Annotated in this window: 12 protein-coding genes; all 12 read right to left on the bottom strand. The window is 70.5% G+C overall.

Annotation, left to right across the window (positions count from 1 at the left end; genetic code table 11):
• Nucleotides 1-119: 119 nt before the first annotated feature.
• The 12 genes from LZG04_RS15335 to LZG04_RS15280 all read right to left on the bottom strand — a co-directional run bounded on the left by LZG04_RS15335 (nucleotide 120) and on the right by LZG04_RS15280 (nucleotide 21459).
• A complete protein-coding gene (locus LZG04_RS15335; RefSeq protein ID WP_233817419.1) occupies nucleotides 120-1856 on the bottom strand; it encodes a glycosyl hydrolase in 1737 nt (578 codons plus the stop codon).
• Between the two features lie 343 nt (nucleotides 1857-2199).
• Nucleotides 2200-5031, bottom strand: a complete 2832-nt coding sequence (locus LZG04_RS15330) for a glycoside hydrolase family 9 protein (RefSeq protein ID WP_233817417.1) — start codon at nucleotides 5029-5031, stop codon at nucleotides 2200-2202.
• 249 nt (nucleotides 5032-5280) lie between these two features.
• Nucleotides 5281-7431 (bottom strand): alpha-galactosidase, encoded by a 2151-nt coding sequence (locus tag LZG04_RS15325; protein ID WP_233817415.1) that lies wholly within the window; start codon nucleotides 7429-7431, stop codon nucleotides 5281-5283.
• Between the two features lie 177 nt (nucleotides 7432-7608).
• Nucleotides 7609-9156: an alpha-N-arabinofuranosidase gene (locus LZG04_RS15320; RefSeq protein ID WP_233817413.1), complete on the bottom strand. Its 1548-nt coding sequence runs from the start codon at nucleotides 9154-9156 to the stop codon at nucleotides 7609-7611.
• Between the two features lie 43 nt (nucleotides 9157-9199).
• Nucleotides 9200-11194, bottom strand: a complete 1995-nt coding sequence (locus LZG04_RS15315; protein ID WP_233817411.1) for a beta-galactosidase — start codon at nucleotides 11192-11194, stop codon at nucleotides 9200-9202.
• 276 nt (nucleotides 11195-11470) lie between these two features.
• Complete coding sequence (locus tag LZG04_RS15310) at nucleotides 11471-12637, bottom strand: ROK family protein (RefSeq protein ID WP_233817409.1); 1167 nt, start codon at nucleotides 12635-12637, stop codon at nucleotides 11471-11473.
• A gap of 188 nt (nucleotides 12638-12825) precedes the next feature.
• Complete coding sequence (locus tag LZG04_RS15305) at nucleotides 12826-13689, bottom strand: carbohydrate ABC transporter permease (protein WP_233817407.1); 864 nt, start codon at nucleotides 13687-13689, stop codon at nucleotides 12826-12828.
• Complete coding sequence (locus LZG04_RS15300; RefSeq protein ID WP_233817405.1) at nucleotides 13686-14642, bottom strand: carbohydrate ABC transporter permease; 957 nt, start codon at nucleotides 14640-14642, stop codon at nucleotides 13686-13688. Before LZG04_RS15300 ends, LZG04_RS15305 begins: the two co-directional genes overlap by 4 nt.
• A 65-nt stretch (nucleotides 14643-14707) precedes the next feature.
• Entirely contained in the window at nucleotides 14708-16015 is a 1308-nt protein-coding gene (locus LZG04_RS15295; protein WP_233817403.1) for an ABC transporter substrate-binding protein, read from the bottom strand.
• Nucleotides 16016-16028: 13 nt separating this feature from the next.
• On the bottom strand, nucleotides 16029-18143 hold the full coding sequence (locus LZG04_RS15290) for a glycoside hydrolase family 36 protein (protein WP_233817401.1): 2115 nt from the start codon (nucleotides 18141-18143) through the stop codon (nucleotides 16029-16031).
• A gap of 37 nt (nucleotides 18144-18180) precedes the next feature.
• Nucleotides 18181-20307 (bottom strand): carbohydrate-binding protein, encoded by a 2127-nt coding sequence (locus LZG04_RS15285; RefSeq protein ID WP_233817399.1) that lies wholly within the window; start codon nucleotides 20305-20307, stop codon nucleotides 18181-18183.
• Between the two features lie 168 nt (nucleotides 20308-20475).
• Nucleotides 20476-21459, bottom strand: coding sequence for a LacI family DNA-binding transcriptional regulator (locus LZG04_RS15280; protein WP_233817397.1), 984 nt, complete (start codon nucleotides 21457-21459; stop codon nucleotides 20476-20478).
• Between the last annotated feature and the right edge of the window lie 78 nt (nucleotides 21460-21537).

Below are 21537 nucleotides of genomic sequence, written 5' to 3'. Positions count from 1 at the left end.
TCGACCGACGCAGCGGCAATGCGTCGTCCCGCGCGACCGCAGTGGACGACTACGCCCTTCCGCACAGGACAGAGCCGTGGTGGGGTGAAGCCACCCCACCACGGCCTTGCCGGGAATGGTCAGGCGCTGGCGCAAGTCATGGTCGGCGTTGAGGCGGTGCCGGTGCCGATGAAGCCGAACGAGGTGGTCTCCCCCGGCCGGATGTTGCCGTTCCAGGACGCGTTCTTCGCCGTCACGGTCGAGCCGGCGGTGGACAGGTCGGTGTTCCAGGCGTGCTGCACGCCCTGGCCCGCGGTGAGCGTCCACCTGACCTGCCAGCCGGTGATCGCCGAGGTGCTCGCGTTCTTCACGGTGACCTCGGCCTGAAACCCGCCGCCCCACTGATTGACCACGCGGAGGGTCGCGGTGCAACCGTCCGCGGGCGGGTTTCCCGTCCCGGGCTCCTTGAACTCGGGCAGTTCGTCCAGCGTGATGACGTTGGCGTGGTGGTAGACGCGCTGGAGGAAGTCGCGCGGGTTGACCACACCGTCCTGGATGAACCCACCCGACCACGTGACGAACCACGACCAGCGAGCCTCGTAGACGCGGACCAGGTCGGGGTCGGGGATGGAACCGACCTCGCCCAACGCCACCAGTTTCCTGTCGCCGCCCAACTGCACCAGCCGGTCGTAGGTCCCGTCGGCCGCGCTGTGGTCGCCCTGGGGCAGGTAGACGTCCGCGCTCACCACGTCGACCACGTCGTCACCGGGATACCAGTCGGGCGAAACCGAATTCCACACCCAGATCAGGTTGTGCAGCCCGTGGTGGTCCACCAACCGGTCGTGCAGCAGCCGCCACAACTGCCTGGCCGGGCCAGGACCCTTCGCACCCCACCAGAACCAGCCACCCTCGGCCTCGTGCAACGGCCGCCACAGCACCGGAACCTTCGAGTCCGCCAAGCGCTTGAGCTGCACCGCGATCGCGTCCATGTCCCGGATCAACAGCCCGTAGTCAGTCGAGTTCGGGTCGGCCAGGGCGGCGGCGAGGTCGAAGGTCGTGGCATCGGTGTAGAAACCACGCCACCACTCCTTGCCCGGCTGGTCGATCAAGCCGGACGGCGCGTTCCAGTGCCACACCATCGTGACGATCCCGCCGCGGGCGTCGTAGGCCAGGGCGTGGTCGACATCGCGGCCCGTCGTACCACGCTCGACCCGGCTCGGCGAGTAATCCATCAAGTCGTAACCGCCCACGGCGGGCGCCTTGCCGATGTTCCGCTCGACCCAGTCGATGCTCGCCTGGTCCTGCTGGCCGGACAGAGTGGTCTTGCCGTAGTTGTCGGCCAGATACCGCATCAGGCCCTTGGCCTCCACGGTCGCAGCCGGATCGGTCAACGCGCCGGTCACCTGGTGCGGCGGCCGCGGCGCACTGGGCACCACCCTGATCGCATCGATCAGGTACCAACCCCAGTTGTTCGTGATGGTCAGCGTGTTGTCCCCCGGGGTCAGCAACGCCTTGCCCGCCGGGATCTCGGCGAACGCCGAACCCGCGGGGAAGGCGACGTCACCCAGGCCGGAGCCGTTGAGCGACAGCGACGCGGTCTTCGCGCCGTACGGCGCGGCGTAGCGGATGGTCAGGTCGTGCAGCCCACCGGCGCTCGACGGAATGGTGACGGTGACCTTGTCGGCGGGCTGGTCGAACCCGGTGACGTAACCCCGGCCGGAGAAGCCCTGGAGGCTCGACTCGACCACCGTCCCGGACAGCACCCCGTCCTCGGCCTCGAGCCACGGGCCGACCGCCGCGCCGGCCGCGGCCGGGATCACCGCCTGGGGTACCGCCAGCGTCGCCGCCATCAGCGAAACGAGCAGTGGAATACGCATGTTGATGTTCCTAACCGTCGTTGGCAGGAATGAACCTTCGTGCACGCGCGAGAAGCGTGTCGGGAATCGCGGGCGCGCGCCCGACGCGGCGTCGAACGCGTCGGGCGCACTCCACGCGCCACACCCGCCAGCGTGGCGCGTGGGACACCCGGTGGCGCAGCGGTCGGCCCGGAATCCGACACTGCGACCGGGTGCCCCCGCGGTGCTGCCCCACCTCGTCCGGACCACTCGCCCGGCCGACCGTCGTCCGGCCGGGCGAGTCGGTTCCGGTCCCGGGTGTGCAGCACCAGCCCCTATCCGGCAGTGCGGTCAGCCAGGCTGACGGCCCGGGGCGGGTTGTGGCTCAGCCCTTGGTGCAGGACTGGCCGTTGACGGTGAACGCGGCGGGGTCGGTGTTCTGGCCGCTGAACGAGCCGTTGAACCCGATCGACGTCGACCCGCCCGGCGCGACGGTGCCGTTCCACGAGTAGCTCGTGGCCGTCACCTCGGCTCCGGACTGCGTCCAGTTGGCCGACCAGCCGTTGGTGACCTTCTGGTTCCCGGGGAAGGCGAACTTCAGGGTCCAGGAGTTCCACGCGGTGGTGCCGGTGTTGGTGATCGTGACGTCGGCGTTGAAGCCGCCGGGCCAGGAGCTCGCCCGGTAGGTGATCTTGCAGCCGCCGGTCGGGGTGGTGTCCGGCTTCGTCCGCACGGCCGTGGTCGACGAGGCCGCCGAGGTCAGGTTGGCTCCGTTGCGGGCGATGACGGCGAAGGTGTAGGCGGTGTCGGGCGTCAAACCGGTCAGGGTCGCCGACGTGCCGGTCACGGTGGTGACGACGCGCTGTGCGCCGCCGTCGACCGCCACGACGTCGTAGTCCTTGACGCCGCTCTCCGCATCGGTGGCGGCGCTCCACGTGAGCTTCACGCCGGTCGTGGTGATGTCGGAGGCGGCCGGTGCGCCCGGCGCCGAGGGCGGGGTGGTGTCCTGCACCGGCGGCGTGCCGCCGGCCTTCTCCGCCGCCCAGTTGGCGATCCACGCGAGGGCCGAGTTCCAGTTGATCGTGACCTCGTTGACCGTGAACGCCTGGATGTGGTCGACGTAGCACTTCTGCGGCTTGCAGTCGGCCGGGATGAAGCGCTGGGCGTGCGAGTCGCGGCCGTAGCTGTTCGGACCGCCGGAGAGGGTGCCCTTCGCGGTCTCGGGCAGGGCGGGGTCCAGCTGGTGGGCCCAGAACCGGTGGTGGCCGTTCTTGAACGCCCGGTCGCCGTAGCCGGCGACGTAGGAGGTGCTCATCGGGTTGCGGCCCAGCAGGTAGCCCAGTGCGTTGTAGACGCCGTCGCGGTACTTGGACTGGCCGGTGAAGTCGTGCGCCAGCGCCAACACCGCGATGTTGTTGGCGACCAGGCCGTTGGAGCCCCATTCGTAGCCGCCGTCGCTCTTGCGGTACGGGGCCGGGTAGCCCAGCTCGGCGATCTGGGCGAGGTGCTGGTCGGCCACGGCGGTGAACGCGGACTTGATGGCCGCGATGTCCGCCGCGGGCAGGCCGTTGGGCACGAGCGCCAGCGTGATGTCACCCAACGGGCCGAGGGACTGCCAGTCGTAGCCGCGCGCGTTGAGGCTCTTGCCCTTGAAGTGGGGCGAGGAGGTCAGGTCGGTCTGGTAGGCGGACTCACCGGTGGTGGTGAACAGCTCCGCCGCGGCCCAGTAGAACTCGTCCGTCAGCACCTCGTCGCCGTATCCGCCGCCGCCGCTGTCGTCGGAGTTGAAGATCTTGTTCGGGTTGGCCTTCGCCGCCGCGTAAGCCTTCTTGGCCGCCGCGAGCGCCTTCGCCGAGAACGTGGGGTCGATCGTCTTCCAGATGCGCGCGGACTGCGCCGCCACGGCGGCCATGTTCAGCGTCGCCGAGGTGCTGGTCGTGGAGAGCAGGCGCTGGTACGGGTCCTGGTCGGGCCGCGTGGGCAGACCGGTCCACTGCTCGCTGTGCATCTTGTGGTGGACCATGCCGTCGGGCGCCTGCATCTTCAGCAGGAACTCGACCTCCCAGCGCGCCTCGTCCAGGATGTCCGGGACGTTGTTGGCCTTCTCCGGGATGTTCAGCTTGCCGTCACCCAACGGGGCGGCGTCGCCGATCAGCTTCGCGCGCTCGTAGGTGTTGAGCACCTGCCACGCCGAGATGCCGCCGTTGACGACGTACTTGCCGTGGTCGCCCGCGTCGTACCAGCCGCCGCGCACGTCCAGCGTGTAGCCGCAGTTGAGGTTGGCGCGGCACGGCACGGCGCTGTCGCCCTTGTTCGGCGCGACGTCGACGTGACCGGCCGGACGCGAGTACTGCGAACCGACGTACTGCGCCTCGATCGGGATGCCGCTGCGGTTGTGGTAGAAGTACGCCAGCGAGTCGTAGCGCAGCTTCTTGATCTCGTCCGTCGCGATGTCGAACGGGAAGCTCGTCTCCGTGCCCACGCTGAGCGTGTAGCCGGTGCCCGGCGTGTCGAACGACGAGAAGTCGATCAGGTGCACGGGGTCGCCGGACGCGGTGTCCGTGCCCTTCGGGGTGGACTGCCCGGTGGCCACCGTCGTCCCGGCCGAGTTCTTCAGCACCCAGGGCTGCGGCGTGGTCGCACTCGACACCAGGGTGGCCTGCTTGGACAGGCCCGGCACGTAGGCGACCTGGTTGACCTGCACCTTCTTCGGCGGCGGCGTGTAGCCCTCGCCCGGCGCCTTCAGCCCTCCGACCAACGACACGTTGTCGAAGCAGATGCGGCTCTCGGCCGCCTGGCCGCCGAGGTGGAAGTTCATCTGCCCGGCGCCCGCGTCGGGGAAGTCCATCGTGGCGGTGAAGGTGAAGGTGAACCGCTGCTTCGTGGTGCCGAGCTGGAACTCGCGCTTGAGCATCTCCTGGTACGGGGGGATGCCCTGGCCGATGACGACCGCGATCGGCCGCGGCGCGGTGGCGTACGCGTCGAAGGCCATCGTGTACGACTGGCCCGATTCGAACGGCATGCCGTTCTGGCCGAGCAGCGCGTCCCACGGGCTGGTCGTGCCGGCGCGGACCGTGCCGCACATCTCGCCGTTGACGGCCGCGGTCGACACGTTCCCGGCCCACCACGGATCGGTGGACCCGTTGTCGAACGTGCCGTTCAGAATTCTTTCGTACTCCGCCGCGTGAGCGACACCCGTGGCGAGAGCACCGCTCATCGCCATCGCCGCGGCGAGGGCGACGGCAGCGGGGCGATGCCACCGGAAAAAGGAACGTGATGCCATGGAACTGTTCTCCTCCGTCTACTCTGACGGTTGGCAACGGCTTTACTCTGGGAGCGCTCCCAGTAACGTTCAGCACGACACTCGGTTGATGAGGAAACCGATTCGTACAGGTCATTCAGAAATGAGCCGGTGCGCTTGGTGCGCAACATCCGGCGGATGCCGGCGAGTCGGTCGGCGTGGGGATCAAATACCTCCGTCCAGTGCGGTGAGTTCGAGCACGAGGGCTTGGGCCGGCGCCAGGAGGGGCGCGGCGAGACCGGCTTCGGCCAGGACGCGGCCGGTGGCGGTGGTCTCCCCGGCGGCGAGCCACGCCGGCGGCCGGACGTCGAGCAGCCGGGGCGCGGGCAGTTCGTCCACCACCCGCACCCGGTACCGGCGGGTCGGGTCGAGGCCGGGCAGGCGGATGGGGGGCGGCACGGCGCGGTCGCCGGAGTCGGTGCGGGACAGGCGGTACAGCGCGTGGGCACGGTCGGGGGCGACCGCACCGGTGAGCAGTGCTCCGCCGTCGGTCGGGGTGTCGTGGACGAGTTCACCGGCGTGCAGGGTGGGGCGCACGCGGCGGTAGAAGTCGATCCACGCGGTCAGCACCTCGAGCTCGTGCGGGCCGCAGGTGGTGAGGTCCCATTCGAGGCCGGGTGAGGCGAACAGGGTGGTGGCGATGCGGAAGCCGAGGTCGGCGTGCCGGCCGGAGGTGTGGGAGCGGGGTGGTCCGACGTGGCTGCCGATCAGTTCCGGTGGCAGCAGCAGTTCGGTCCACCGTTGCGACTGGGTGCGCTCGATCGGGTCGTTGGAGTCCGAAGCCCACACCCGGTCGGTGCGCTCCAGCACGCCCAGGTCGATGCGGGCGCCACCGGAGGCGCACGACTCGATCTCCAGGTGCGGGTACCGGGCGCGCAGGGTGTCGAGGAGGTCGTAGAGGGCGCGCACCTGCGCGTCGACTCCGGCGCGGCCGAGGTGGGTGGCTTCGAGCAGGTCGCGGTTCTGGTCCCACTTGAGGTAGGCGATGTCGTACTCGTCCAGCAGCGCGGACAGGTGCTTGAGCAGGTGTTCGCGGACCTCGGGCAGCGCGAGGTCGAGCACGTGCTGGTGGCGCATGGTCCGCGCCCGGTCGGCATCCGGTGTGAGCAGCCAGTCCGGGTGCTCACGGGCGAGGTCGGAGTCGAGGTTGACCATCTCCGGCTCGACCCACAGCCCGAACCGCATGCCCAGGCCGCGCACGTGGTCGATCAAAGGGTGCAGTCCGTCCGGCCACACCTGCTCGTCCACCAGCCAGTCGCCGAGCCCGGCGCGGTCGTCGCGCCGGCCGCGGAACCAGCCGTCGTCCAGCACGAACCGCTCCACGCCGATGTCCGCGCCGACCTCGGCGAGCCGGCGCAGGGTCGGCAGGTCGTGGTGGAAGTAGACGGCCTCCCACGTGTTCAGCACGACCGGCCGTGGCGAGACGGGGTGGTGCGGTCGGTCGCGCAGCGAGGCGTGCAGCCTGGCCGACAGCCCGTCGAGCCCGCGGTCCGACCAGACGAAGACGCCTTCCGGCGTCTCGAAGGTCTCCCCCGTCACCAGTTCGACCTCACCGGGGCGCAGCAGTTCCCCCACGCCGATCGCGACACGCCCCTCGGGCAGGTCGTCCACGCGGTAGCGCGCGTCGCCGCTCCACGCCAGGTGCACGGCCCACAGCTCGCCGTGGCGGTCGCCGAAACCCGGGACGCCCGCCGCCAGCAGGGTCGGCGAGTCGTGACCGGTGCGGCCTCGCCGCGACTCGCGCACCAGCGTGCCCTGCGTGCGGGGACGTCGCTGCGGCATCCGCTCGCGCGTCCAGCGACCGCTGAAGTCGAGCAATTCGGTCGCACGGTCGTCCAGCGGCAGCACCGTGTCGGCGACCGCGACGCGCACCGGGGTCGAGCCCTCGTTGCCCACTCGGTGGCGCACGCGGAGAACGCCGTGCGCGTCCAGGCGGAGGTCGGTCTTCAGCACCAGACCGGTGGATCGCGCGGTCACGGTGATCTCGGTCGAGGTGACGGTGAAACCGTCGACCCGCCAGCGGGGACGGATCGGGCCGCCGTTGCTCTCCAACAGCAGGCCAGGTGCTCCGGCCCAACCGTCGCCCTCGCCGGGAGCCAAGGTGAACGGCCACGGCTCGTCCAGCGCACTGGCCGACACCCCGCGTTCCCTCGCGAGCCGGAACTGGTCGAGCTCGTCCACGCCGAGCGGGCCGAGGTCAGCGCCCCAGTGCAGCACCTCCGGCAAGCCTTCGGCCTGCGGCGCCAGCACGAGCGACACCCCCGCCGCCGCGAGCACGACCGGGTGACCGGGCCAGGCCGGTCCGGTCGCGCTCATCGGCGCTCCCGCACGACACGCGCCACGGCGACCGCGCCGAGAAGTGTGGAACAACGCGATCGCATGCGAGGTATCCCCTTTGACAGCTGCTGGTGCGCCCGGCCGATCGCCGGTGCCAGGACACGCTAAGAGCCGGAACGAGAGTTTGTCAATGACAGTGACAAAGATGCCGCTGGGTCAGCGAGGAGGAGCACCGCTCGCGCGGAACTCGACAGCCGACCAGGACAGCGCGGGCAACGTCACGGACACGGACGTTCCGTCCGCGGAGATCGCCGTGCGGATCCCGGTCAGGGGAACCGGTGCGACGGGGTGCGAGTGTTCGGTGTTGGCCGCGTGGCGGGTCATGCCGGGCGGCGTCATCACGACGTGCGCCTCCTCGACCTCCAGCGACGCACCGCGCAGTGACAGCTCCACCTCGGCTTCGGCGGTGGTGGACCGGTTGGCCAGGAAGGCCGCGGCCCGGCCGGTGTGCTCGTCGAACGTGATCGCGGCGTCGACGGGGTCGACCGGTCCGTGCAGGGAGGTGTGGATCGGCGCACCGATCACGGTGGTCCGCAGGCTCACCCCGCGTGCGGTGCGGGCGGTCAGGTGGAACGGGTGGAACGTCGTCTGGCGCCAGGCCGGACCCCCGGGCTCGCTGCGGATGGGTGCGATGACGTTGACCAGTTGCGCCAAGTTCGCCATCGTCACGCGATCGGTGTTGCGCAGCAGGCAGTTCAACAGCGTGCCGACCACGACGGCGTCGGTGACGGTGTAGGTGTCCTCGATGACCCGACCGGCGGCCATCGGCGGCGCGGAGCGCAGGCGTGGTTGCTCGACCTCGTTCCAGTGCCGCTGGTCCCAGACGTTCCACTCGTCCACGGCGATGCCGATGGTCTTGTCCAGGCCCAGGTCGGCCAGCGTCCGGTCGATGATCCCGGCGGTGTCCTTCAGGTAGCGGTCGAGGCCGGCGGCGCTGGCGAGGTAGCTGTCCGCGTCACCGTCGTGCTCCTGGCAGTAGGCGTGCACCGAGATGTGGTCGACCAGGGCGGCGGTGTGGGTGAGCACCGTGCGCTCCCACTCGCCGAAGGTCGGCATGTTCGGGGCGGAGCTGCCCGCCACCACCAGTTCGACGGCAGGGTCGATCATCCGCATCAGGCGGGCGGTCTCGGCGGCCAGCCGACCGTACTCGGACGCGGTCTTGTGCCCGACCTGCCAGTGCCCGTCCATCTCGTTGCCCAGGCACCACAACCGGATGCCGAAGGGCGCGTCCGCACCATTGGCACGGCGTCGCTCGCTGAGCGCGGTGCCGCCAGGGTGGTTGCAGTACTCCAGCACGTCCGCGGCTTCCTGGATGCCCCTCGTACCCAGGTTCACCGCGTACATCGGCTCCGCGTCGACCGCGTCGACCCACGCCATGAACTCGTGCAACCCGAACTCGTTGGTCTCCACCGCGTGCCACGCCGGATCGAGCCGGGTCGGCCGATCCCCGACCGGGCCGACGCCGTCCTCCCAGCGGTAGGAGGACACGAAGTTCCCGCCGGGGTAGCGGACCACGGTGACGCCGAGCTCACGGGCGAGCTCCAGCACATCGCCGCGGAAGCCGTTCGCGTCCGCGCGCGGGTGGCCCGGTTCGTACAGCCCGGTGTAGACGCATCGGCCCATGTGCTCGACGAACGAGCCGAAGAGCCTTCGCGGCACCGGGCCGATCACGTCGCCGACGTCCGCGTTGATGGTGACGACCATGCTTCTTGCCACTCCTCGTCTTCGGATGGGCGTTCGGTCGCGCTCAGCGGCGCTCGCGCACGACCCGCACCTCGCGGCCCGGCACGACGAGTTCGTCGTCCACGGTCTCGCCCGTCACCAGCTCGACCCCCCTCACCGCCACACGGCGTTCCTCATCACCGTGGTTGAGGGCGAAGACCCACGTGACGCCTTCTTTTTCGCGACGCACCACGTCCAGTCCCGCCCCGGGACCGGACGGCTCGATGCCCGCGTCGTCCAGCACCTGCCCGACGAACTCGTCCAGGCTCTCCGGCTCCAGAGCACACGAGACGTAGTAGGCCGCGCCCGAGCCGACCGCGCGGCGGGTCAGGGAGGGCCCGCCGGCCAGCGGACCGCGGGCATAACGGGCGATCACCTCGGCGTCGGTGACGTCCATCAGTTCCGACCAGGAGTGGAACGCCGCACCGGAGTCGAGTCCGCCGCGCTCACCGGGCTGGAGGGGGAAGAACTCCTCCGAGCGCACGCCCAGCAGCTCGCGGAACGCGCCGGGGTACCCACCTGGCCGCACGGCGTTCTCGTGGTCCACGATCCCCGACATCCAGGTCACCACGACCACACCACCGCGTCGCGCCACCTCGGCGACGCGTTCGGCGGACCTGTCGTCCACGAGGAACAGCGTCGGCACGATCACCAGGTCGTAGCCGCTCAGGTCGGCCCACGAGGGCACGACGTCGACCAGGACGTTGCGGGTCCACAGCGCGCGGTGCCAGGTGCGCGGCTCGTCGCCGTAACGCAGTCCGTTGTGCGGCTTGAGCCCTCGGGAGAACGCCCACGCCGCCTCGTCGTCGAACAGCAACGCGACCCGCGCCGGTTCCACGGTCGAGCCGCGCACCTCCGCCAACCGACCCAGCACCGCGCCCAGCTCCCGCACCTCGCGGCCGACCTTGGAGTCGAACCCGGCGTGCGGCACCATGCCCTGGTGGAACCGCTCGGCTCCGCGCAACGAGGCCCGCCACTGGAAGAACAACGCGCCGTCCGCGCCGCGCGCGATGTGCCCGAGGCTGTCCCGGATCAGCTCGCGGGGCGCCTTGGCCCGGTTGACGCGGTTCCAGGCGGCGCCGCCGGCCGAGTGCTCCATGAGCAGCCAGGGGCCGCGATCGGTGGTCATGCCGCGCATCCGGTCCGCGGAGAACGCGATGTCCTGCGCCGACAGCGGGTCGTCCGGGGTGGTGTAGTGGTCGTTGGCGACCACGTCCATGTGCTGCGCCCACCGCGGGTAGTCGACGATGTCCTGCTGGGTGCCGACCATGAAGTTCGTGGTGATGGGGGTGGTAGGCGCGAACTCGCGGATGACGTCGCGTTCGGCCTGGAAGTGGTCGAGCAGGGCGTCCGAGGAGAACCGGTCGTAGTCCAGCATCAGCGCCGGGTTGTGCGCCTCGGCGCCGCGCGGCGCGGGGATCTGGTCCCAGTCGGTGAGGTGGTGTCCCCAGAACGCCGTGCCCCAGGCGCGGTTGAGGTTGTCGAGCGAGCCGTAGCGCTCACGCAGCCAACCCCGGAAGGCGGCGAGGGACTCGTCGCAGTGGCAACGCCCGTTCCCACCGCCGAGTTCATTGCTGACGTGCCACAGCACCACCGCCGGGTGGGCGGCGTAACGCTCGGCGAGCGCCCTGGTCATGCGCAGCGCGTACCGGCGGAACGTCGCCGAACTCGGGCACCACCCCAACCGCGCTCCCGGCCAGTGCCGCGTCATGTCGGCGTTCACCGGCAGGATCTCCGGGTGGGCGGCGTGCAGCCACAGCGGCGGCGCGGCGGTGGGCGTGGCGAGGTCGACCGAGATCCCGTTGCGGTGCAGCAGGTCGATGACGCGGTCCAGCCACGTCCACTCGAACACCCCGTCGGCCACTTCCAGCGCGCCCCAGCTGAACACACCGAGCGTCACGACGTTCACGCCCGCCTCTTTCATGAGGCGCAGGTCCTCGTCCCACACCTCCGGCGCCCACTGCTCGGGGTTGTAGTCACCGCCGAAGCCGAAACCCGAGGTGGGCCAGTGCGTCGTCATCCCTTGAGTCCCCCAGTCAGAGGTCGATCTTCCAGAGACGTTCGCCGGAGAGGGACGATCGCCACCACTGGAACGACCACGCCGAGTGGGCGCCCCAGCCGTGAGCGGTGGGCGTCCTGATCGGACAGCTCAAGCACGGCGGGAGGGAGTCGTGGAGGAACGCGATGGCATGCCGAATATCTCCCTGGACGGTGCGCGGCCGAGCCGATCGCTCGGGCCAGGCCACGCTAAGAGCCGCACCGGGAGTTTGTCAATGACAGTGACAAAAGAGTTGGTTCAGGTCAGCAGCGAGAAGATCGCGGTCCCCGCCGCCGCGCGCGCCCACTCCGAGAAGTCGAACGCCTGCACGTCCAGCACGGCGGTACCCGGCCCACCCTCGGCGATCCGCTCGACCTCGGCGTGCACCACGTCGGCCGCGACCCGGTAGGTGTCCAGACCGTCACCGGTCAGCACGACCTTCTCCGGGTCTACCGTGTTCTGGATGAGCCCGATCAGCCGCCCCAACGCCACGCCGGCGGCCTCGACCGCCCGGCGCTCCGGACCGTCACCGGCGCGTGCCGCCTCGATGACCGCCGCGTAGTCACCGGACGTCGAGCCGGCGTTGCGCACCACCGCGCCGTTGTTGAGCAGCGCGCTCGCGCACCCTTGATGACCGTGCTCGCAGACCGGCCCGTCCGGGACCACGACCACGTGGTCCAGCCGCCCGGCGGCACCGTGGGCGCCGCGCACCACCCGCCCGTCCACGACGAAGCCGAAACCCAAGCCCGTGCCGATCGTGACCAGGGCCATCGACGACACCCCGGCACCGACCCGGCTCCACGCCTCCAGCGCCGTCAACGCGCTCACGTCGTTCTCGACCACCACCGGACAACCCGTCGCCCGCGCGACCAGCTGCGCCAGCGGCACGTCACCCGTCCACCCGAGGAACGGGGACCGGTGGACCACCTCCCCACCCGGCGGGCCGGTCACCACACCCGCGAGGCTGATCCCGACCGACGTCAACCGCGGAAACCGGCCCCGGACCTCTTTCACGTGATCCGCGATCTGCGCGACCACATGGACGACGTCGTGCGCCACGAGCGCCGCGCTCGAATGCCCCTGCACCGTCGCGGACAGGTCCGTCACCACCGAGTACAGCGCGTCACCGGTCAGCTTGACCCCCAGGAAGTGGTGCGCGGACACCACCGGCTCCAGGACCTCCGAAGGGCGCCCCGTCGTGGCCCGCAACTCGACCACACCCTCCCGCACCAGCCCGACCCCGAGCAGTTCCCTGGTGACCCTGGTCAGGCTGGTTCGCGACAGCCCGAGCATGCGGGCCATCTCGGCCCGCGGCAGCCCGCCTCGCGTCAACAGCAGTCGCAGTGCCGCGCGTGACGACGCGGAAAGGCGAGGCCAGACCTGAGCGCCGGCTCCGGACGCCTCGACGACAGTAGGACGTGCCATGCCAGTCACCGTACGCGACCGCCGAATCACACCCTCGGCTCGCCGCCTTCGAGCCCGTCCGGCACGCTGTCCGCGCTCCGGCCACTTGGCCGCTGCCGGGGCGTTGCGCACGGTCTCCGACATCGCGAACCACCATGGGCCTGACGACCCCCCTCGGCGATCGGCATCAGTCGACCCCGGCTCGGCGGCTATTTCACGGCGCCGCTGGTGATGCCGGAGATGATCTTCCGTTGGGCCACCACGAACACGATGACCAGCGGCAGGCTCATCAGGATCACGTAGGCGAAGATGAGGTGCCAGTTGTCGAGGTAGAGCCCGGCGCTGGCGACGCGGAACAGGTTGAGCGGCAGGGTGTCGAGTCGGCCACCGACGACGAAGAACGCGTAGAAGACGTCGTTCCAGACGTAGAGGCAGATGAGGATGGTGGCGGTGGCCAGGACCGGGCGCAGCAGGGGCAGCACCACGCGGCGGAACACGGTGAACGGGCCGGCGCCGTCGATCTGGGCGGCTTCCTCCAGCGACACCGGGATCGTGCGGACGAAACCGGTCACGAAGAAGATCACCGTGGACAGGTAGATGCCCATGTAGACGCCGATCATGCCCACGGCCGTGCCGGCGAGGCCGAGGTAGCGCAGCAGGAGGACGACGGTGACCACGGCGGGGGGCAGCACGATCCCGCTGATGGCCAGGGCGTAGAGCACCGCCGTCAGCCGGGTGGCGCGGCGGGCCAGCACCCAGGAGGCGAGCGACCCCACGGTGAGGACTCCGGCGACGGTGGGCACGACGACGAGCAGGCTGCCGAAGAAGGCCGCCGGGATCTCGCCGTCGGTCCACACGGTGGCGAAGTTCTCCCACAGGTGCCACTCCGAGGGCAGTGCGAGGTTCGGTGAGAGTGCTTCGCCCTGCGACTTGCCCGCCGTGACCACGACGAGCCACAGGGGTATGCCGATGACGGTCGCGCCGAGCAGCACCGCCGCGATCGGCTGGAGTCGGGTCCACACGCGCGCGTCGCTGAGCCGGGGCGCGGAGTGGCGTGGTGCCGAAGTCGTCACAGGATCTCCTCGCGCTTGCGCAGGAAGCGGATGACCGGGAACGCCATGAGCGCGACGAGCAGGAACAGCACCAGGCTCATGGTGGTGGCCTGCGCGAACAGGCCCTGGCCGAAGGTCCGGTAGATGAAGATGTTGAGGATCTCGGTGGTGCGGGCCGGTCCGCCGCCGGTCGTGGCCTGCACGATGTCGAAGCCGTTCATCGAACCCAACAGGGCGGTGGCGACGTTGAACGTCACCGCGGGGGCCAGCAGGGGTGATTTGATCGCCCAGAACGTCCGCCACCGGGACGCGCCGTCGATGTGGGCCGCCTCGAGCAGGTCCTCGGGGATCGTCTTGAGCCCGGCCAGGTAGATGAGCATGGACAGGCCCATCCACTTCCAGGCGTGGATCACGGCGACCACGACGATCGTCCACGTCGTGTCGCCCAGCCAGGCGTACTCGAACGGGTGGCGCACGACCGCTTCGACGAGCTGGTTGAGGCTGCCGTCCGGTTTGAGCAGCGCCTGGAACACGTAGCCCACGGCCAGCGCGGACATCAGCACCGGGATCAGGAAGAACACCCGGACGACCCGGTTGAGGCGGGTGTCGCGCTCGAGCAGGACGGCCAGCACGAACCCGAACGCGTTCTGGAACACGGCCACCAGCACCGCGTACACGACGGTGATGCGCAGTGCGCTGAACAGGGTGCCGTCGGCGGCCAGGTCGGTGAAGTTGTCGATGCCGACGGCGTTGATGCTCGTCTTGAAGCTGGACCAGTCGGTGAACGCGTAGACGAAGTTGAACAGGGTCGGCACGAAGAAGAACACGACGAGGACCGCGAGCGCCGGCGCGATGAACCACATCGGGTGCGTGCGCCGGTGCGTCGTGCCGGGGTGACGCGTGGGCCGGTGCCTCGGTGTGGGCGTCGGCGGGCCGGGGCGGACCGGCGTCGGTGTCTGCTGGGCCGTGGGCATCGCGGTGGTGCTCCTTGGAGAAGTGGTGCGTGCCGGGCGCGTCGCCGCGCCCGGCACGCGTCCGGTCAGAAGCCGGGGACGCCGGCGGCCTTGGCGAGTTGTTCGAACTGGTTCTGGGTCGCCTCGGCCACCTGTTCGGGGGTCATGTCGCCGGTGATCATGTCGGCGAGGTTGAGGTAGAGGTCGGGGTTGGCGACGGCCAGGGCCTGCATGGAGCCGACGGCCGTGGGCAGTGCGGCGTGCACGTCGAGCAGGGCCTGCGGCACTCCGGGCGGGTTCGGCACGGCGGGCTGGAGGGAGACGGTCTTGCGGTCCTGCACGAACTTCTCGTAGCCGGGACCCATCCAGTAGGACAGCAGTTGCAGTGCCGCGCTCTGCCTCTTCGCGTCACCGGTCTTGAAGGCGACCAGGGCGTTGGACTGGTCGGGGATGAACGTCCCGACGTTGCCCGATGGCGAGATCGGGAAGAAGCCGATCCTCCGGTCCAGCGTCGCGGTGTCGGCCTTGGCCTGGAGCTGGCCGAAGAACGAGTTGACCTGCACCACCATGGCGGCCTTGCCGTCGAGCAGCGCATCGCCCTGGTCGGTGAACTTCGCGGTCTTGATGTCGGCGTTGAACAGACCCTCGTCGATGAGGGACTTGTACTTCGTGATCGCGTCGAGCACCGGCTTGCCGGAGAACGTCTCGCCGCCGGTGTTGATCTTCTCCCAGAGGCCGTCCTTCGCCGCGTCGGCGAGCTGGACCTGCACCCACCACTGCGTGGCCCAGCGGTCGGCGGCCATTTCGTGGAACGGGGTGACGCCCTTGGCCTTGAGCGTGCGCGCGACGGCGATCATCTCGTCGAAGTTCTTCGGCGTCGAGGTGATGTCGTTGGCGGCGAAGACTTCCTTGTTGTAGTAGACGCCTTCGACAGCCGGGCTGGTCACGAGCGCGGCGTAGCGGGTGTGGTCGAGGATGCCGGTGATGTCGCGCACCGCGGGCGCGAGCTGGGGCAGCCACGGTGCGCCGTTGAGGGGTTGGAGGTTGGTCTTGGCGTTGATGGCGGTGAGCATGGACGCGGTCGGCTGCCAGAACGCGAGGTCCGGCTTGTCGCCGGTGGCGACCTTGGTCTGCACGCCCTGCTCGTACGGGTCGGGGATGGTGACGACCTCGACCGACGCGCCGGTCGCCTGCTCGAAGCCCGCGACGACCGACTCGGGCACGGTGTTGCTGTTCTGCGCGGCCCAGATCGTCAGCTTGACGCCGTCGAGCTTCGCGGTGGGGTCGGCCCAGGTGACGGGGGCGTCGGCGGAGACGTCGGCACCGGGGTCGCTGCACGCGCTCAACGCGAGCGCGAGAGCCGCGACGACGCCGAGGCCAAATCGCTTGTTCATGGTGGTCGGTCCTCTAGGAGAGTAGATCGGTGGCGGTGATGCGGAACAGCCGTGCCGCGGCGGGTTCCGGGTCGGTCGGGGTCACGGTCAGCGACCCGGTGTCGGCGGACCACGCGCAGGTCCAAGCGGGCAGCCGCCGGGGGTGCAGCACCTCGATGTCGACCTGCCGGTCTCGCAGGTGGGAGAGGTCGAGCGTGATCGGTGTCGCCGTGGCGGCGCGACGCCACACCGCGAGGTGGGTGACCTCGCCCGTGCGCAGGCCGAGGCTGAGCCACGGGTCGTCCCAGCCGGGCAGGCCCAGCGGCCACACCGGCACCGACTCGGCCAGGTCGGCGCGGATCTCGCGGTGGACCTGCACGGCGTCGCGCACCGCGTCGAGCTGCCCGGCGTCCATGTGGTCCAGGTGCCCGGACAGGTAGAGCCGCCCGAGCATCCCGGTGACCAGCGTGAACGCGACCTGCTCGGCGGACATGTCGGGCTGCGGGTAGGCCCAGCTCGCCGACTGCTCCGGCAGCACCGACATCGGGGCCGCCACCGCGATCGGCGGGTAGCGCAGTGGGTCCTGCTGGTCGCTGGTGGACTGCAACTGCATCCGGGACAACAGCGCGTAGTCCATCCGCATCGCCCCCGACGCGCAGTTCTCCAGCACCAGGTCCGGGTGGCGGTCCAGCAGCCGGTCCAGCCACGTCTGGTGGGCGCGGTTGTGGCCGAGCAGGCCGTCACCCGCGCTGTCGGCGTCGACATCGGTGCCCACGCCCGGGTCGATGTTGTAGTCCAGCTTGAAGTAGCCGATGCCGAGCTGCTCGACCAGCCGGTCGACCACCTCGTCCAGGTGCGCGACCGCCGCCGGGTGGCGCAAGTCCAGGTGGTAGCGGTCGTGCTCGACCACCCGCACCCCGCCGCGCCGCAGGAACGCTTCCTCCGGCAGTTTGTCGGCCATCGGGCTGCGGACCCCGACGACCTCGGGCTCCAGCCACAGCCCGGGCACCATGCCGTGCTCGCGGATGCGGGTGAGCACCTCCTCGATCCCGCGCGGGAACCGGGTCTGCGACGGCTGCCACTCCCCCACGCTGTCCCACCAGCTCGTGCCGTCGTCGTACCAGCCGGCGTCGATGCAGAACACCTCCGCGCCGACGGCCGCGGCGGCGTCCACCAGCGGCAGCAGCCGGGCCGTGGTCGGGTCGCCCATCAGGGTGTTCATGTAGTCGTTGAACACCACAGGCAGGGACGAGCGGTCGCGGTGGGGGCGCACCAAGGCGCGCCGGTGCCGGGTCAGCTCCGCCGCGGCGCCCTCCAGGCCGTCGTGGGACACCGCCACCGACACCGGCACGGTGGTGAAGCTCTCCCCCGGCCCCAGCAGGCGCCGCCACTGGTGGTCGCCGTCGGTCGGGCCCAGCAGGGCCACGTACGCACCGTCGAGCCGTTCGCCCACCTCCCACCGCCACGGACCGTTGTGCTCCACCTGCCACAGCCAGGTGTGCCCGCCGACGCGGTCGACCAGCCCACCGGTCGGCAGGTGGGTGCCGGTGGACCAGGCGCCGCCGCTGACGACCGCGACCCGGCCGCGACCGTGCTGGCCGTGCGAGCGCAGGTTGAGGTCGGGCACGCGGTCGCGCAGCGGGCGCCGGGTCCACCGGCCCTCGCCGAGCCACTCGCTGTCGGCGGCCACCAGGTCGAGGGCGTCGACCGGGTGGCCGCCGAAGCCCGCGGCGAAGGAGGTCACGCCGAGCAGCAACACCGGATCCGTGCCGCCGTTGGTCACCCTTGTGGTGATCTGGCACGCGGCGACGCCGTCGGCCGACCGGAAGGTGGTCTCCGCGGTCAGCCCGGTGCGCTCGTCGCGCTGGTCGACCCGCAGCTCGTGCCACGTCCCGAACCGACCGCGCTCGTGGCCGATGTGGGTCAACCGCCGGCCGAGCGAGGTGTCCGAGAACCGGTGCGACGCGCGCGCCCGACCTTCGCCGGCCACCAGCAACTCCACCAACGGCTGGCCCGCGCCACCCGGGTGCCGCGCGCCCCGGCCGGACAAGGCCCGCACCGCCACCGGACCGCCCGGGGAGACGTCCAACACCAGTTCCAGTGCCGAATGGCCCCAGACCAGGCCCGTGCCGGTTTCCAACGAAGTCACCGCTGCTCCTGTCGTGCGTGTGGGGAAGGGGGAATTGCTAACCGAGCGGTGCCGCGATCCGGATCAGGTCGATGTTCGGGGCGTAGCCGCTCGACGCGTTGCCGAAGGTGATCGTGTTGGCCCCGGCCGCGAGGTCCACGTCGACGACCGTGGTGTGGTAGTTCGACCAGCCGAACGTGTTGCGGAAGTACACCCGCTTCGACGCGCCCCCGTTGACGCGGATGTCCGCGCCCCGGTCCACGATGTTGTTGTTGTAGGCGTGGTCACCCACGACTTCGGCGTTGGCGTAGGCGACCACCATCCGGTAGCGCCCGGCGGCCGGGACCGTCACGTTGGTGAAGCCCAGGGTGTTCGCCGCGCCCGCGCCGACCCAGCCGACGTACCGGCCACCGGAGGCCGCCGCGTCGTCCACCCGCACCGCCGTGCCGCCCAGCGCGTTGCCCGCGGCCTCGGCCTCGTAGGTCGTCACCGTGCCGGTGGCCGGCGTGACGTCCAGGTAGTCGAGGTTGACCGCGTCGCGGTCGTCACCCGCGTAGGCGTTCACCTCGACCTGGTTGATCCCGGCGGGCAGGAACACCTTGGTGGTGGCGGTGTTCCAGGTGTTCCAGTCCGGGGTGCCGGGCAGTGTCCGGTCGGTGAGGTCGGCGCCGTTGAGCCGCAGGCGGACCGACCGGTTCGCCGGAGCACCGCTGTACGGGCCGGCCGAGTAGCGCAGACCGAGGTTGTAGTAGCCGTCGGAGGGCACGGTCACGACGAACTTCGTGCTCGCGGACGTGCTGGCGCCGTAGCCCTCGACGAAGTAGGTGCCCGAGTACCCGGTGTTGCCGCCGTGGGTGATCCGGGCCGAACCGTCGAGGCGCGCGTACTCCGCCTGGTACCGGGAGGACGGCCCGGTCGCGGTGAGGTCCTTGTTCGGGGTGACGATCACGTGGTACGCCGAGGTGCCCTTCAACCCGGTCAACGGGATCGTGACCTGCCCGCCGCCGCTCGCGAAGTCACCCTCCGCCACCACGTACGGCCCGGTCGACGGGTTGAGGCCCGAGGCGTCCACTCCCCACACCGTGGCGTGCACGGTGGAACCCAGGTAGGGCGCCGCTCCCAGGCCCCGCACGACGACGTTCGTGTCATAGGTGCCCGACGCCGGGTTGTTGCCCCCGAACACCACGCGCGCCTGCTGCTTGGCCGCGTCCAGCGCCGCGACGCCCTGCAACGACCCGCTCTGCGACGGGGGCGTCACCGCCACGGTGTGGCCGGTCAGCTCGCCGTACCACTTGTAGAGCCACCACGCGCCGGTCGCCTGGTTGTTGCGGGTGACCAGGTCGTTCAACCCGCCCGCGGTGGTCCAGTACGCCAGGCAGCCGTCCACCTTGCTCGCCTCGAACTTGGCCACGAACTGCACGAGGTTGCCGGGCACCCCGAGGTCGCCCGACGACCGCCCGTACTCGTTGATCGAGATCTGCCGGGGGCTGATCCCCAGGCTCCGCTCGATGCCCCGGTAGTCGTCGAAGTGGTCCTGCCAGCTCGTGTAGAAGCTGTCGTCCAGCTCGTGCCACGCCATCACGTCCGGCAGCACACCGTTGTCCCGGGCGAAGGTCAGGAACGCGCGCAGGTCGGCCGACCGGTAGGAGGCGAAGTTGGGTCCCGCGATCCGCGCACCGGGATCGATCGACCGGATGCGCTGGAAGACGGTCTTCCAGTCGGCCAGGAACCGGCCACGCAAATCGTTGCCGTACCAGATCCAGTCCGGTTCGTTGAACGGCACGTACACGTAGGACGAGCGGTGCGGGTCGGCGACCACCTTCCGGACCATCGCGTCCACTTTGGACAGGTAGTCGGCGATACCGAGGTTCTCGTACGGCCAGCTCTGGTAGATGTCCTGCATGTAGATCTGGATCTCGCGGCCACCGGCGCGCTTGAACATCGGCGCGATCTTCAGCGCGTCCCCGTTGGGGTGCTGAAGGCCGTCGGGCGCCTTCTGCGCCGCGACCTGGGGGCGCAGCGCGGCGAGCATCGTCTGGTTCGGGATCCCCTCGTCGCCGAGCCCGTACAGGAACCCGGTCGCGCCGTACCGCAGAGCCCCGGTGTTCGCGGCCAGGTCGACCACCAGCTGCGACGGCGCGGCGGCGGCCTGCGTCGGCACCGCGGTGACCATCGCCGCGGTCACCGCCAGCACTGTGGACAAGGCTCTGCCGCGGCCGGCTGTCTTCGATTCCATGTCTGCCATGACCTCCACGTCGAGGTTCGAACCACTGTGATGTGACCGGTCACATCAACGGTCGGCAGAAGTGTGAGCGTTAACACCCGCTGAAGAGAAGGGTTCGTTACCCTGTTGTTACCTGTGCACGCGGACGGGTGGGGGCGCGGTCGACTCGCGCACCACCAGGCACGGTGGGTCGAGCGGCACCCGACCGGCCGAGTCGTCGGACACCAGGGCTGCCAGGCACGCGCGTCCGAGGGCGGCGAAGTCCATGCGCACGGTGGTGAGCGCGGGTGTCCAGAACTCCGCGCCCGGCACGTCGTCGAAGCCCACGACGCTGACGTCACCCGGGACGTCGCGCCCCGCGTCGTACAACGCCCGGCGCACCGCGATCGCCGTCGTGTCGTTGCCGCACAGCACGGCCGTCACCAGCGGATCCGCCGCCAGGGCGCGGCCCGCCTGATAGGCCGAGCGCGGTTCCCAACCCGCCGCCAGGACGTCCGGCACCGGTGCGCCCGCCTGCGCCAGGGCATCGCGCCAGCCCGCCTGACGCGCGCTGGTCCCCGTCTCGGAGGGGATCGCGACGTGATGGACCGTGCGGTGCCCCAGTTCCAGCAAGTGACGCGTGGCGTCGACAGCGGCCTGGCGTTCGTCCAGGAAGATCGTCTCGCGGGAGACGCCGGGCAGGCCGCCCGCCTCCGCGGCGGCGACCGCGGGCACGTCGTCCGGCAGCGCGCGCAGCACCGCCGCACCGGCCGCGTCGAACGCGATCACGACCACCCGACCCGCACTGGGGTCGCTGACGTACTCGACCGCCTGTCGCACGTCCTCGGGCCGCGCGGACTCGACCACCCGGATGCCCACCGACAACTCCAGAGGTCGAGCGGCCTCTTCGACCCCGCGCAACGTGGACGCGTACCCGTACAACGTCGTATCCGCCGTCACGACCGTCACCCCGCGCGCACGCCCGAGGCCGAGCGCGCGAGCCGCCCGGTTCGGCCGGTACCCCAGCCTGTCGATGGCTTCCAGCACCTGCCGCCGGGTGTCCGGACGGACCCGCGGCGAGTCGTTGAGCACCCGCGACACGGTCTGGTACGACACCCCGGCCGCAGCCGCCACATCGCGGATGCTCGGCGGACTCGCCGACTGCCGACGTGCTGGCCCTCCGGGGGAAGATCGCGCCACCGGCCCATCTTG

The organism is Saccharothrix sp. S26 (assembly GCF_021390395.1).
GTDB lineage: Bacteria > Actinomycetota > Actinomycetes > Mycobacteriales > Pseudonocardiaceae > Actinosynnema.
This window is presented reverse-complemented; position numbering and strand designations above follow the sequence as displayed.

Coding starts and splice junctions, on each gene's coding strand:
- LZG04_RS15300 (WP_233817405.1), bottom strand. CDS start 14,642: ATGCCCACGGCCCAGCAGACACCGACGCCGGTCCGCCCCGGCCCGCCG.
- LZG04_RS15335 (WP_233817419.1), bottom strand. CDS start 1,856: ATGCGTATTCCACTGCTCGTTTCGCTGATGGCGGCGACGCTGGCGGTA.
- LZG04_RS15295 (WP_233817403.1), bottom strand. CDS start 16,015: ATGAACAAGCGATTTGGCCTCGGCGTCGTCGCGGCTCTCGCGCTCGCG.
- LZG04_RS15310 (WP_233817409.1), bottom strand. CDS start 12,637: ATGGCACGTCCTACTGTCGTCGAGGCGTCCGGAGCCGGCGCTCAGGTC.
- LZG04_RS15330 (WP_233817417.1), bottom strand. CDS start 5,031: ATGAGCGGTGCTCTCGCCACGGGTGTCGCTCACGCGGCGGAGTACGAA.
- LZG04_RS15320 (WP_233817413.1), bottom strand. CDS start 9,156: ATGGTCGTCACCATCAACGCGGACGTCGGCGACGTGATCGGCCCGGTG.
- LZG04_RS15325 (WP_233817415.1), bottom strand. CDS start 7,431: ATGAGCGCGACCGGACCGGCCTGGCCCGGTCACCCGGTCGTGCTCGCG.
- LZG04_RS15315 (WP_233817411.1), bottom strand. CDS start 11,194: ATGACGACGCACTGGCCCACCTCGGGTTTCGGCTTCGGCGGTGACTAC.